At 38.4% G+C, this 13,062-nt stretch carries 13 protein-coding genes; 11 read left to right on the top strand and 2 right to left on the bottom strand.

Annotated elements, in window-relative coordinates; genetic code table 11:
- Positions 1-341 precede the first annotated feature (341 nt).
- The 10 genes from CYTFE_RS0116595 (at position 342) to CYTFE_RS0116550 (ending at position 9,548) form a co-directional block, all read left to right on the top strand.
- The gene (locus CYTFE_RS0116595) at positions 342-674 is read left to right on the top strand and encodes a hypothetical protein (RefSeq protein WP_027472714.1); all 333 of its coding nucleotides are present in this window, start codon (positions 342-344) and stop codon (positions 672-674) included.
- A 399-nt stretch (positions 675-1,073) separates the two neighbouring features.
- Entirely contained in the window at positions 1,074-1,829 is a 756-nt protein-coding gene (locus CYTFE_RS0116585; RefSeq protein ID WP_027472712.1) for a polyphosphate polymerase domain-containing protein, read from the top strand.
- A gap of 12 nt (positions 1,830-1,841) precedes the next feature.
- Positions 1,842-2,576 carry a DUF4956 domain-containing protein gene (locus CYTFE_RS0116580; protein WP_200871185.1) on the top strand — a complete coding sequence of 245 codons (735 nt, stop codon included), beginning with the start codon at positions 1,842-1,844 and terminating at the stop codon, positions 2,574-2,576.
- 73 nt (positions 2,577-2,649) lie between these two features.
- Positions 2,650-3,309 carry a DUF2490 domain-containing protein gene (locus CYTFE_RS0116575; RefSeq protein WP_027472710.1) on the top strand — a complete coding sequence of 220 codons (660 nt, stop codon included), beginning with the start codon at positions 2,650-2,652 and terminating at the stop codon, positions 3,307-3,309.
- 4 nt (positions 3,310-3,313) lie between these two features.
- A complete protein-coding gene (locus tag CYTFE_RS0116570; RefSeq protein ID WP_027472709.1) occupies positions 3,314-4,714 on the top strand; it encodes a CotH kinase family protein in 1,401 nt (466 codons plus the stop codon).
- 287 nt (positions 4,715-5,001) lie between these two features.
- Positions 5,002-5,217, top strand: coding sequence for a 4Fe-4S dicluster domain-containing protein (locus CYTFE_RS29585; RefSeq protein WP_081736019.1), 216 nt, complete (start codon positions 5,002-5,004; stop codon positions 5,215-5,217).
- Between the two features lies 1 nt (position 5,218).
- Positions 5,219-5,866: a ferric reductase-like transmembrane domain-containing protein gene (locus CYTFE_RS0116565; protein WP_027472708.1), complete on the top strand. Its 648-nt coding sequence runs from the start codon at positions 5,219-5,221 to the stop codon at positions 5,864-5,866.
- 7 nt (positions 5,867-5,873) lie between these two features.
- Entirely contained in the window at positions 5,874-7,646 is a 1,773-nt protein-coding gene (locus tag CYTFE_RS0116560) for an FAD-dependent oxidoreductase (RefSeq protein ID WP_200871186.1), read from the top strand.
- Positions 7,606-8,835, top strand: a complete 1,230-nt coding sequence (locus CYTFE_RS0116555) for a sensor histidine kinase (protein ID WP_027472706.1) — start codon at positions 7,606-7,608, stop codon at positions 8,833-8,835. Before CYTFE_RS0116560 ends, CYTFE_RS0116555 begins: the two co-directional genes overlap by 41 nt.
- On the top strand, positions 8,832-9,548 hold the full coding sequence (locus tag CYTFE_RS0116550; protein WP_027472705.1) for a LytR/AlgR family response regulator transcription factor: 717 nt from the start codon (positions 8,832-8,834) through the stop codon (positions 9,546-9,548). The genes CYTFE_RS0116555 and CYTFE_RS0116550 overlap by 4 nt, the downstream gene beginning before the upstream one ends.
- 78 nt (positions 9,549-9,626) lie before the next feature.
- Here CYTFE_RS0116550 and CYTFE_RS28915 read toward each other — a convergent pair whose 3' ends face one another.
- Together CYTFE_RS28915 and CYTFE_RS0116540 are read right to left on the bottom strand one after the other, a co-directional pair.
- Positions 9,627-11,441, bottom strand: coding sequence for a methyl-accepting chemotaxis protein (locus tag CYTFE_RS28915; protein WP_052343249.1), 1,815 nt, complete (start codon positions 11,439-11,441; stop codon positions 9,627-9,629).
- Positions 11,442-11,543: 102 nt separating this feature from the next.
- Complete coding sequence (locus CYTFE_RS0116540; protein ID WP_235207939.1) at positions 11,544-11,987, bottom strand: DMT family transporter; 444 nt, start codon at positions 11,985-11,987, stop codon at positions 11,544-11,546.
- A 201-nt stretch (positions 11,988-12,188) separates the two neighbouring features.
- On the opposite strand from CYTFE_RS0116540, the gene CYTFE_RS0116535 reads away from it, so the two are divergent.
- Positions 12,189-13,055, top strand: coding sequence for a UDP-2,3-diacylglucosamine diphosphatase (locus CYTFE_RS0116535; RefSeq protein WP_027472703.1), 867 nt, complete (start codon positions 12,189-12,191; stop codon positions 13,053-13,055).
- Positions 13,056-13,062: the final 7 nt, after the last annotated feature.

Raw genomic sequence — 13,062 nt, 5'->3', positions numbered from 1 at the left:
GTTTTTTGAAGCAAGGCTGTTTTTTAGTGTGCGCATCCTTGAGCCGGATATATTGGGGTGCGATGTTTGTCATCTATTCGTTTAATAGTAGGTTCGGGCTTGGTCTGCTAGCTAATTTGGTAGATGGAAACAGGGTATCTGTCGATTCGTTTTTTATTCGTTTTTATATTTCTGTTCCTTTGGTGTATTGTTTTATGTAAGTGAGCTATTTGCTAGTATTGTTGTCTGATGTTAGTCGCTAAGAGATGCATGTTTAGAAGGTGTAAGTAATTTTTCCAATGATCGTGTGAGGGTGGTGAAATGAGGAATGGTTTAGTGATATATTGCTTAAATTTAAAGTTATGGAGATAAAAAGATTAACCATGTTATTGGATGCGTTGACAACATTTCTTATCACCCATTATTATGGTAGGGGCAATAATGTTTATCAAGATCAAAAGGTAATGCTGAGTGCCGAGGAAGTAAAGGAAATGGTGGACTTTGCCACGAAACAAAGCAGTTTAAACGACCAACAGAAAAAGCAGGTTGGTGAAATTTTTTTACAGTTTTTTGATCGTGCCTCTATGCGCATAAAGCAGTGTGTTCCAGATAGTGAGGAAATGTTACGCTTGAAGAGTGATTTCGAAAAAGTGATTTCGTGTTACTTTGAGGAGAATAGTGTATGGATGAAGTAATGTTAGGACTGTGAAAATTTTGAATGCAGCGTATTGTAGATGTGGTGTATGAGTAGCTTTGCTCGCTTTAACTTTATATTTAACCGCCTTTGGGACTGAAATCCTGTAAGACGGTTTTTTTATGCATTTGTATCAGGTGTTTTTTTGAGTGTCCTCGGTAAATCGAAGAGACCATTTTACTAGGAATCAACCTTTGTGATTTATATGCAATTTGCTTGTTCGTTGATTTAGACCATCCCGTCTATAGATTTCGCCAATTAGTAGATTCTCTTCTTTATATTGCTTTATGTACAATACTTTTAACATAGAAATAACACGAAAGTAACATAGGTGTGGAGTGGCCATGGTTAATTTCTTTGGCGAGTTCCATATGACCATTAAGAAACAAATTATAAACATATGAAAATAAACATATTTGATTCTATTCAGCTAAGAGAGATGGAAAAAGTGAAGTTGATGAACAGGGTTGATAAAAAATACTGGTTTCATGTAAGCAGACTCTCTGCCTTGTTGGAAGAGATAAATGAAAGCTATTTCTTACTGGATATGGACGGACAAAGCTTATTACCATATTCTACGGTATATTTTGATACACCCGAAGATCGTATGTTTATTGCGCACCATAATGGAAAACTCAATAGGTATAAAATTCGACGAAGAAGCTATGTCTCTTCGGGAATCAGCTTTTTTGAGGTGAAATTCAAGAATAATAAAGGACGAACAATCAAAAAACGTATTCCATCTGATTTTATGGAGCCAGGTTTTTCTTCTCAAGAAATTGATTTTATACATGAAATGACACCTTTTTGTCATCAGGAGTTAAAGAGATCGCTTGTCAATCATTTCTCACGTTTGACCCTGGTTAATAAAAATTTTAAAGAGCGTTGTACCATAGATCTCAATCTTCAGTTTCAACAAGCCCAAAATAGTGTTGGGCTGGGTGATTTGGCGATTGTTGAAGTGAAGTCGGATGGTCGTTCTTCTGTGTCCCCATTGCTGATGGCACTGCGTAACCAGCGTATTAAACCTGCTGGTTTTAGCAAATACTGTGTGGGACGTGCCATTACAAATAGGCATTTAAAACGTAATGCTTTTAAGGAAAAAATAAGAAGTATCGAAAAGGTATTGCATACAGAAAATAGGCTTTATAATTAAATATGAAAATTTATGATTGATTTGAATAGCATTGCGGACAAGGTTCCCGGTAAAGTGATCAATAGTATGCCATCAAAACTTGAGATGTGGGAGGATGGCTTTCGTTTTCTGGATATTAAAATAATAAACGTATCTGATTTTACGGAGCTGTTGGTGCGCTTTGCTTTTAATACAATACTTTTATTCTTGGTTGTGCACTTTATGTACGCCAGAAATAGCAGACGAAAAGATTTTTACTTCAGTTATCTATCTATTGGTGTAATCGTTTTTCTATTGAGCTTTTTGCTGAATAGTGTAAAGCTTGAATTGGGCTTTGCCTTGGGCTTGTTTGCCATCTTCGGAATTATACGCTACAGAACCGATGCCATTCCCATAAAGGAGATGACCTATCTATTTATCGTGATTGGTATATCTGTTATTAATGCGTTGGCTAATAAAAAAGTGAGTTATGCTGAGCTGATTATAACAAACTTTGTGATTGTTTTTGGCCTATGGGTGCTTGAAAAACGCCTGATGTTAAAGCAGGAAGGTTCTGTCAGACTTGTTTATGAAAAGATTGAAAATATCCATGCTTTAAAAAGCGATATCCTTCTTCAGGATTTAAAAGATCGTACAGGAATACAGATTAAGCGTTACGAGATACAAAAAATTGATTTTTTAAAGGATGTGGCTGAAATAATACTCTATTTCAATGTGAATGGACAGGATAAACACAAGGCTAAATCTCTTGGTGATTTGCAATCGTAATGTCTTGGTGGTGAGTATGTATGAAATATACTTTGAGTGGGGAAATGGTATTGTAACTTAAATCTTATAAATAATGAAAACTTCTAAGCATATAAATGTGGGGTGCTGGTTGGTAGTCCTCTTGCTGGTGGGCAATTATGCCATAGCACAGGATGTGGAAAATGAATACCAGACACGTACCGAACTGAAATTGAGCTTTAAACCCTGGAAAAAGGTGAAGGTGAATGTTTCTCCTCAATTGCGTTTTGATGAAAGTTTTACCCTGGATAAAAGTTTAATAGAGGGTGAGTTGGAGTATAAAGTGCTGGATTTATTAACGTTGGGCGCTGCATATAGGTTTATTGCCAACCAAAGAGAAAAGAAAGATACAGAATATTTAAGCCGCTACTCGTATAGTGCAACAGCAGAAAAGGATTTTAATCGTTTTGAAGGGGCATTTAGGCTAATGTATAGTAATTATGCTGACGATGACGATGATGATGTTTTGGATTTTTTACGATATAAATTGTCTATTAAATATGATATTGCCAAATGTAAAATAACACCTTCTGTGTCTACTGAGCTATTTCAGGAGCTCAATGGATCGTCTGTTTATAAAATGAGATATTCTGTTGGAGCGGATTATAAGTTGTTCAAGGGTAATTATCTGGGCGTGGATTATAAATTCGATTATTATAAAAGTGAATATCGTAATAAGCATATTGTAAGTGTTGGATATAAAATAAAGTTTTAAACTTATGAAAAAAAGTATTTTAATATTATTTACCATCATGTTCATTACTTTTACGGCTTGTCGTAATGATGATAATATATCGGAAGATATTGATGATGAAGAAGAAGTTCTGGAAGAGGAAGAACTAGATAGAACGGATTATAGTGATTGGACGGAATTAACACATAGTAATGATGTTGATCCTGACTATGCTACTGTTTTTAATCAATCGGAAGTATTGCGTTTCGATATAGAGATAAGTAGTTCTGATTGGTCGTCTATGCAATCTGATCTATCATCATTGTTTAATACCGGTGGCTCGAGGCCGGGAATGACTACTTCTTTTGATGATCCAATGTGGGTAAAATGTTCTTTTAAGTTCAATGGTAAGGAATGGTATAATGTAGGTATTCGTTATAAGGGTAATTCCAGTCTTCAGTCGGCTTACCAGTCGGGAAACAATAAGTTGTCCTTTAAACTTGATTTTGATGAATTTGAGGATGATTATCCTGCGTTGAAAAATCAGCGTTTTTATGGTTTTAAACAGCTTAATTTGAATAATAATTATGATGATGCATCGCTCATGCGAGAGAAAGTGGGTGCCGACCTTTTTCGTCAGTTTGGTCTGGCCGCTTCTCAAACAGCATTTTGTGTGGTTTATCTTGATCATGGTGATGGTTCACAGTATTATGGTGTATACACCCTGGTGGAAGAAGTGGATGATACGGTTATAGATACTCAATTTGCCGATGGATCCGGAAACTTATATAAACCCGATGGTGATGCTGCCTCTTTTGCCAGTGGTACTTATGATACGGATGAGATGGAACTGAAAACAAATGAGGAAACAGCTGATTATTCTGACGTACGTGCGCTTTATGATGCCATCAATAGTTCCTCGAGAACAAGTGATGTGGAAGCATGGAAAGCTAGTGTGGAGGGCGTTTTCGATGTGGATAATTTTTTAAAATGGTTGGCAGCCAATACGGTTATTCAAAACTGGGACACGTATGGTAATATGACGCATAATTATTATCTGTATAATAACCCGGAAAATAGTCTTCTAACATGGATTCCGTGGGATAATAATGAAGCTTTTCAGGACGGAAAGCAAAGCGGTGCGCTTAGTTTAGCGATGTCGGAAGTTAGTAGTAATTGGCCTCTTATTAAATATTTAATGGATCAGGATGATTATCAGGCGATTTATGAAGGGTATTTGTTGCAGTTCGTAGATGAGGTGTTTGAACCTTCGGTGATGATAGATACTTATGCGGATTATTATGATATGTTGAAGGAATATGCTTATGCGGAACAGTCGGGTTATACTTATATTTATAGTGACTCTTACTTTGATAGCGCAGTGTCCTATCTAAAATCACATGTGCAGTCTCGAAATGATGCTGTCAATAGTTATCTGGACAAATAAATGATACCTGCCCTTTAATATAAATGTGTATTTAAAAAGGAATATATGAAGGTAGATACTTAGCAGCTTCATATGAAACAGGACTATGTCTTGATGGTTTTAGTCCTGTTTGTACTTTTATTCCAAGAACTATTCTGGCATTGAATGTATGCTGGAGTAGTTCTTTTTTTTGTCCCGTCGATAAAAAAGAGCTTTTTGCCGATTGCTTTTTTCGCTTCGGGCGTTTCTCTCTAAATTCGAGGGTGTTAATAATTATAAGCTATAGTTTTATCTAACATCTGATTAATATGTCAATAAAATCAATCAAAGGTTGTATCGGTTGTGGTACCTGTGAAAAGACATGTCCCACGGATGTGATTCGGATGGATAAGCGTTCCGGTAAAGCGGTCATCATGTATCCTGCCGACTGTCAGATATGTCATTTGTGTCGCATGTATTGTCCGGTAGATGCGATTACTATTTCGCCGGAAAAAACGATACCAGTCATTGTTTCATGGGGTTAATATGATGGAAAAATTACTTAGAAAATATAATACGGCCACAATGTTGTGTGTCTTTATTGGTCTGCCCATCGCATTTTGGGCTTTGGATGATTCTTCTGGAAGGGCCTGGGTGAAGGAAGCCATTTCAATACTTACGATTTTATCATTCTCGATGATGTTATTGCAATTTTATTTGACACGCAGTAATAAGAGAGTGTTGAAGGTGCATCGTATGGGCAAGGTGGTAAAATGGCATAAGTTGGTAGGGTATGTGTTTGTGCCTATATTGTTGGTTCATCCTTTTTTGGTAGTGGTGCCGCGGTATTTTGAGGCTGGGATTGATCCTACTGATGCCTTTTATACTTTGATCACCTCTTTTAATAGCACGGGAGTTGTGCTGGGAATGATTGCGTGGTGCCTAATGTGGATTATTGCACTGACTTCTTTGTTCAGAAATCGTTTAGCTATGTCTTATCGTATATGGCGTGTATTTCATGGAATCTTATCCATCGTTTTTGTGGTGATTGCCGCCTGGCATGTAATCGATTTAGGGCGACATTCCAATGTTTGGATGACTGGTTTTATAGTGTTGGTGGCCAGTGGTGGAGTGTGCTTGTTGGCTGTTGTTTATTTTTCAAAATCGAATCAAGGAGGACCTAGTAATGAGTAAAAATGAGATGTCACGACGCAAGTTTCTTGGGCTAACAGGAGGCGTGTTGGGAGCGGCTGCCTTGGGTTCTATGGCTTTTTCTGGTGATGGATGGAGTGAGGAGAAACCTTCATTTGATGTGGGCGATATGGAGAGTGAAGATGTGGAAGTCGACGTGTTGGTAATAGGAAGTGGTATGGCCGGATTGTTTGCAGCGGTAAAAGCGCATGATGCAGGTGCTAAGGTGATGATGGTTTCTAAGGGGCGGCTGGGCTCATCAGGACAAACACCCTTTGCAAAGGGTATTTTCGTTTATGATGCAGCAACGGCTGAATATAGTTTAGATGAATATGTAGATGCAGTATCCTACTCTGCGATGGGTACCAATAATCCCATTTATACTCGTCAGGTGGCAGAACACTCAAAGGCCCGCGTGCAGGAGCTACGAGAATGGGGTTTCTTTGATTCCCCTTTGTATCACAAAGCATTTAGTAAGCCCATTCGAGAACGAAATATACCCGTCATTGAAAGGGTTACGATTACCCATCTGATTAAAGAGGATGAGAAGATGGTGGGAGCAGCGGGTTTTAGTATCGATGAAGCTAAAACTTATTTTTTTAATGCGAAAAGTGTTGTTCTTTGTACTGGAGCGGGAGGTTTTAAACCCAATGGTTTTCCTATTTGTGATTTAACACATGATGGGACTGTGATGGCTTATAATATCGGGGCTAAAGTTACAGGTAAAGAGTGGAATGATGGGCATCCCGGGAGAGCTAAAAATGCTGCAGCATGTTTTGATGGTTGGGGTGATATGTTCTTGCAAAAGCCTAATACAGTTGGTGTGGGTATTCGTCATGATTTAGGTGTGGATATGAACTACATGGCTTATATGAGTGGAGGTGCAGCTAAAATGGGACCTCCGGGGGATGGTGCCAGTAAGCAAGTTGCTGGTGGACCATATCGTCCTGAAGGAATTGGAGGAGAAAATACCCGAGGCCATGAAAGGTCTCATCCTCAAAATAAAAGGCCTGAAAGGGATAGTCCAGCGGGAGATAGGCCAGAAGGAGGACGTGCTGCTGGGGCTAGGGAGAAGGAAGGAGAACGGAAGGGACCTCCCCCGGGTATGGGTGGTAATCCTGTGGGAGGGGCCTCAGCAGGTATGGCGATTCATAAATCAGAGGGCTTGGTTCCAATCAACGATCAGTGCGAGTCTAATATTACCGGTTTATTTGCGGCAGGAGATGCCTTGGGGTCATATATGTCCGGAGCTATCTACACTCAGATAGGATCTTCATTGGCCGGATCAGCAGTTCAGGGAGCCATCGCAGGAGAGGCTGCAGCTGTCTACTCAAATGGGATTCAAGGACTGTCTGTATCCGCGAAAAAAAAGAAGGATATCACAAGTGAGATTCAAGCACCTTTGCAAAGAACGTCTGGTTATAGTCCTGCTTGGGTTACACAAACCTTGCAAGGTATCATGATACCTAATTTTGTTCTCTATATAAAAAAAGAGAGCTTGATGCGCGCTGCCTTGGCTTATGTCGAAGAGTTGCGAGATCATCATTTGCCTATGCTCAAAGCAAATGATTTACATGAACTACGCCTGGCGCACGAGACCGCTAATATGGTTATTAGTGCTGAGATGAAATTAAAAGCATCGTTGATGCGTACTGAGAGTAGATGTAGTCATTATCGGTTGGATTATCCTGAGGTGGATCACCAAAACTGGGAGGCTTGGATAAATATTTATAAAGGAGAAGATGGAAGTATGCAGTTGGAAAAACAACCGTTTAAAGCGTAAAATCAATTATTTTAATACATTTGAACATCAATTAGTGCCTATAGAAAAACAATTACCTTCAATGATACGACTTAAAATAGGACGAATTCAGCAGATCATTACATTTTTTGTATGGGCACTGATATTTTTTATCCCTCTAATGTTTGGCGATTTTGAGGATGAGGTTAACTGGGATCATATTCTTCGGATATGGTTAGAGTATGTGATTATCTTTTTCATATTTCTGATCAATAGGATGATTTTGCTTCCTATGCTGTTTTTTAGGAATAAACGCCTGAAATATTTTATTTCTTTGACAGCTATTTTATTGCTTTTTGTTTGTACAATGTATATGCGAGAAAGGTATGTGCGTGGAGGTGTGCCAGAAAGGGGTAGCGTTGTTGAGCACCCATTTATGGATGGCCCTCCCATGGATCTGGGGCGGAATAATATGCAGCGTCCCGAACGTGGAATGGATAAAATAGAAGCGATGGGGCCTCCTCGGGAATTTATACCTCCATATGTTAATTTGTTGGTGCTGACCATATTGTTGTTGGGTTTTGATACCGGCCTAAAGTTCTCTACCAAGTGGTTGGAGTCGGAGCAAACAAAGATTAAGTTAGAAAAGGAGAATGTGGAAAATAAGATGGCTTTCTTACAAAATCAAATCAGTCCGCATTTTTTTATGAATACGCTTAATAATATTCATGCTCTGGTTGATATTAGCGCAGAAGAGGCCAAGGATGCCATCATTAAATTGTCTCGTATGATGGGTTATATGCTCTATGAGTCAAAAACGGATAAGGTTCCTTTGGCCAAGGAAATGGAGTTTATTAGAAGTTATATCGAGCTGATGAAAATACGCTTTACCAAGGAGGTGAACGTAGAGTTGGATATCCCCGATGTTTTACCCGCTGTACATATTCCTCCTTTGTTGACTATTTCGTATATTGAAAATGCTTTTAAGCATGGAATAAGTTATTCTGAACCGTGTTTTGTGCGTATTTCCTTTTGTTTTGAAAAGGATAGGATGACTTTTGATGTCATCAATAAAATATTTGAGCGAAAAGCAGAGAATAAGAATTCAGGAGTAGGGATCGAAAACAGCCGAAACAGGTTGGAACTTATTTATGGCAAGGATTATAAACTGGATATAGGTAAATTGCCCGATAATAAGCTGTTTGCAGTAAATTTAAACGTACCGATATGATAACATGTATTGCGATTGATGATGAGCCTTTGGCTTTAAGGCAAATTGAGGGGTATATTACCATGACTCCCTATCTAAAATTGTTGGGTAGCTTTTCAAATGCCCTAAAGGCCATGGAGTTTTTGAACGATAACTCGGTTGATCTGATGTTCGTGGATATTAATATGCCCGATTTAACTGGAATGGAATTTGTTAAGGCACTTTCTAATCCGCCCAAAGTTATATTTACAACGGCTTATCGAGAGTATGCCGTTGAAGGGTTTCAAGTGGATGCAGCAGATTATCTGGTAAAGCCCATCGCTTATGCCGATTTTTTGAAGTCAACAGATAAAACAAAGGAACGTTTTTTCTCAGATAATAAAGGAGCTGAAACGGTTCATAATAATGATCAGTTTTTGTTTATTAAATCAGAATATAAGATTATAAGAATCAGTTACAAAGATATTCTTTATGCTGAAGGAATGCGGGATTATGTGCGTATTCATTTGGAGAATCAGAAACCTGTTATGGCTTTAATGAGTATTAAGAAGATGCAGCAGCACTTGCCTGACGAGGCTTTTATGCGGGTGCATCGTTCGTTTATTGTACACCTCAATAAGATTACAACCATAGAGCGTAATCGTATTATCTTTGATGGTAAGGTTTTTATTCCTATAAGTGATCAGTATAAGGAGCAGTTTCAGGATTTTTTGGATAATAATTTTTTAAAGTAGCCTATTGGGGGCTCAATTGAGTTAAGTTGCTTGTTGGAGTCGCCCAGTAGATGTTTTTCTTTTCCATATATCTTTTGGCTACGCTAGTTTGAAAAACGAAATAACATCATTTAGTTTTTTTATTTCTTCTGAAAATGATTCTGTGAGCTGTGATATGGTGTCAGCTGCAGATGCATTCCCCTGTGATACGCTGTCCAGTTCTATAATAGATTTGTTAATTTGTCGAGCTCCTTCGTGCTGTTCTGCTGACGAAGCTGATATTTCAACAGCCAGATTGTTGGCTTTTTGTATATTAGGTATTAGTAACTCGAATATTTCTCTGGCCCTTTCTGCGGCTTCAACCATATTTGTAGTGCTCTTGGTTATCTCGTTGGCAGATAGTCGGCTACGTTCGGCCAGTTTGCGAACCTCTGACGCTACTACTGCAAATCCTTTTCCTTCTTCACCTGCTCTGGCTGCTTCAACGGCTGCATTGAGTGATAGTATATTGGTTTGGTAAGCTATATCTTCAATTACTTGTATCTTCTGCGAGATAGATTTAACGGCTTCAAAGGCCTTACTTATTTTCTCACCTCCTTCAATTGTATTGTTGTATGCTTGATTCATTATTTGTTCAGAATGCTTTGAATTATCTGCATTTTGCTCAATGTTAGCACCCATTTCTTCCATGGAAGCAGAGACTTCTTCTGAGGAGCTGGCTTGTTGCATTGAACGGCTGGAAAGTTCATTGGCCGAATGGGCTAGTTGCTGACCTCCTTCGGAGATGTGCATACCTGTGTTTTTTACTTGTTTTATGACATCTGAGATACGATGCTTCATTTCATTAAAGGTGGCAGATAGCTGTCCTATCTCATCTTTACGTTGTTTTAAATCCTGATCAATATGTACTCTCAACTCTCCATTGGAAAGTAAGGTGGCTATATTTTTTAACCTCAATATTGGGTTGGTAAGTGATCGGGCAATGGCATAGGATATGATAATGGCCAGTACCAAAAATATAAAGCCAATAATGATAGAATAGTTTCGAATGGGGTTTACCAAACTTGCCAATTCGCTACTGGGGAGGGTGAGGATTATCTTGTGATGGGTGGCACCTATATCCATAGCTGCAATCTCATATTTATCATCGTTTAGCTCCGTATCAGATAGCAGTATTTTTCCTTTTGACTGATAAATTTGCTGGGCAATGGAGCTGTTAAAAATACTATCTAATTGATTGTTAATGTGATTCTTGTTCTGCGACAATTTAATGGTACCTGAATCGTCGATAATGCATAAATAACTATTTTTGCTAAATCTCTTGGTATTCAGGGTGTTTACCATTTTTGATGGATTCAGCCCAATGCCGGCGATACCTGTGGGATGAGCAGGATCACCCATTAATACATTAATCCATAATGCGGTTTCATTTAACTCTAAATTAAAGTCAAAGTTAGTGGTTACTTTAAGGCCTTTTTCTAGGGTAGTGAAAAACCAGCTGTCATCGGGATCGGATTCGTTAAGGACTTCTAATAGCTTACGGTCTCCTGTCCAGAAGTTATGCGTTTTTGCATTGGCTGCGAATATGGCCATGTAGCCAAAGTCGTTCTTGATGGCATTTAGCTTATCGAGGGTTAATTGCTTTAGCAGTTCATCTTTTTCTCCACCTTCAAACCACATGCGTATGCCGGGGTCTGATGCGATGGTGATGGACGATTCTATGGCTTTTTCAAATACCGTTCGCAAATCGGCTTGGGAGGCTTCGAGAAAGTTGAATAGTTTGTCGGTGCGGATATCTTTTTTTAATGTGTTGCTGATGGTGTAGAAGAACGTAGTACTCAAGGCTATTACCACTACTAATACAAGAACTCCAAAACTCACTAATATTTTTGAACGAATGCTGCTTAAATTCATATTAAAAAAATGGAATTAAGCTGCCTTCTACGCAGTGTTCAATATATAGTTGTGAAAATTAGCAATTTTTTTACCAATGTAATGTTTGTTTGTCTTAAAGGATTAATACTTCTGAATCATAAATATTCCAGCTAGTAGGAGGAGTATTCCAATAACTTTTCCAGCGCTTATGGTGTGTACTGTAAAACCAAAGAAGCCGTAGTGGTCAATGATAGATGCAGCTATTAACTGTCCGGCAATGGATGCAGCCAGTACTGTAGTAACACCTATTTTGGGAATAAAGAAGATGACGGATGATACGAAGATAGCACCCAGGCAACCACCTAAGAATAAGTAGATAGGAGCAGTTTTTACATGTGCCCAATCGGGTATATGCGTCTTGAAAATAATGTTTAGGCCAACCAACGTTATTGTTCCCACTAAAAAATTAACCAATGCCCCCTGTAAGGGATGTTTCAAATATGAGGTGAGTTGTGTGTTGATACTTCCTTGTATGGCCAAAAAACAACCTATTATTAAAACGATGAGTGTATATATGTATTTCACAATATGTAATGTTAAATCGTAAACACGAAGGTAGATATTTGAAATAAACCTGCAAACATATTTTAGGGGGTAATATGTTTTTCTGTCTTGGGTGATCATATAAAATTAACACGGGTTCATCATTCATGTTTTCTTTGCTTTTAGTTTACACTAAGTTCTTGTGCGACATTTATTTTTGTATGAATAAATGTTGAAGAAATAATGAGTTCAAAACAGAAGAAGGCGCCCAAAATGATGAATACGGTTGTTATTTCCGATATGCATCTGGGAACACGTAGTTGTAAAGCGAAAGAATTGCTTGGTTATTTGAAATCAGTTCAGCCCCAGACCTTGGTGTTGAATGGTGATGTCATAGATATTTGGCAGTTTTCAAAGTCTTACTTTCCAAAGTCTCACTTGAAAGTTATTCGTCAAATTATAAAAATGATGGAGCAAGGGACTACAGTGTATTATATTGTAGGTAATCATGATGAGGCTTTACGGCGTTTTGTGGGACTTAGTATCGGTAACCTGTTTGTGGTTAATAAAGTATTGTTGAACATGGATGGTAAAAAGAGCTGGATTTTTCATGGCGATGCTTTTGATGTGGTGATGCATCATTCTAAATGGTTGGCTAAACTTGGGGCCACTGGTTATGCCATACTGACCATTATTAATAAAACAGTCAATGACCTGCTGGCTTTATTCGGACAGCGCCGTATCTCTTTGTCGAGGGATATTAAAAGAATGGTGAAGACAAGCCGGAAAACGGATGTTACCACACGTTTTGAAAAAACAGTGAGTGATCTGGCCATTAAGAAACGTTATCACTATGCTATTTGTGGCCATATTCATTGGCCTGCACAAAAGCTTATATCCAATGCACAGGGCTCTGTCATGTATCTGAATTCAGGCGATTGGGTTGAGAATCTGACGGCATTGGAGTACGCTGATAATCAGTGGGATTTGGTGTATTATAAGCATGAAGACCCTGTCGAAGACGAAGATGAGGAGGCAAAAGTGAATTACTTATTTGGCTCTGATAAAGTGTTGTTTAAATCTATGTTTAGAGATGTTCTTAGTGATTAAAATGCAA

Source organism: Saccharicrinis fermentans DSM 9555 = JCM 21142 (genome assembly GCF_000517085.1).
In the GTDB taxonomy this organism is placed as follows: Bacteria; Bacteroidota; Bacteroidia; order Bacteroidales; family Marinilabiliaceae; genus Saccharicrinis; species Saccharicrinis fermentans.
This window is presented reverse-complemented; position numbering and strand designations above follow the sequence as displayed.

What these genes read in the sequence shown, in the direction of transcription:
- CYTFE_RS0116535 (WP_027472703.1), top strand. Translation starts at nt 12,189, where the DNA reads ATGAGTTCAAAACAGAAGAAGGCGCCCAAAATGATGAATACGGTTGTT.
- CYTFE_RS0116580 (WP_200871185.1), top strand. Translation starts at nt 1,842, where the DNA reads ATGATTGATTTGAATAGCATTGCGGACAAGGTTCCCGGTAAAGTGATC.
- CYTFE_RS0116595 (WP_027472714.1), top strand. Translation starts at nt 342, where the DNA reads ATGGAGATAAAAAGATTAACCATGTTATTGGATGCGTTGACAACATTT.
- CYTFE_RS0116550 (WP_027472705.1), top strand. Translation starts at nt 8,832, where the DNA reads ATGATAACATGTATTGCGATTGATGATGAGCCTTTGGCTTTAAGGCAA.
- CYTFE_RS0116585 (WP_027472712.1), top strand. Translation starts at nt 1,074, where the DNA reads ATGAAAATAAACATATTTGATTCTATTCAGCTAAGAGAGATGGAAAAA.
- CYTFE_RS29585 (WP_081736019.1), top strand. Translation starts at nt 5,002, where the DNA reads ATGTCAATAAAATCAATCAAAGGTTGTATCGGTTGTGGTACCTGTGAA.
- CYTFE_RS0116570 (WP_027472709.1), top strand. Translation starts at nt 3,314, where the DNA reads ATGAAAAAAAGTATTTTAATATTATTTACCATCATGTTCATTACTTTT.
- CYTFE_RS0116575 (WP_027472710.1), top strand. Translation starts at nt 2,650, where the DNA reads ATGAAAACTTCTAAGCATATAAATGTGGGGTGCTGGTTGGTAGTCCTC.
- CYTFE_RS0116565 (WP_027472708.1), top strand. Translation starts at nt 5,219, where the DNA reads ATGATGGAAAAATTACTTAGAAAATATAATACGGCCACAATGTTGTGT.
- CYTFE_RS0116560 (WP_200871186.1), top strand. Translation starts at nt 5,874, where the DNA reads ATGTCACGACGCAAGTTTCTTGGGCTAACAGGAGGCGTGTTGGGAGCG.
- CYTFE_RS0116555 (WP_027472706.1), top strand. Translation starts at nt 7,606, where the DNA reads ATGGAAGTATGCAGTTGGAAAAACAACCGTTTAAAGCGTAAAATCAAT.
- CYTFE_RS28915 (WP_052343249.1), bottom strand. Translation starts at nt 11,441, where the DNA reads ATGAATTTAAGCAGCATTCGTTCAAAAATATTAGTGAGTTTTGGAGTT.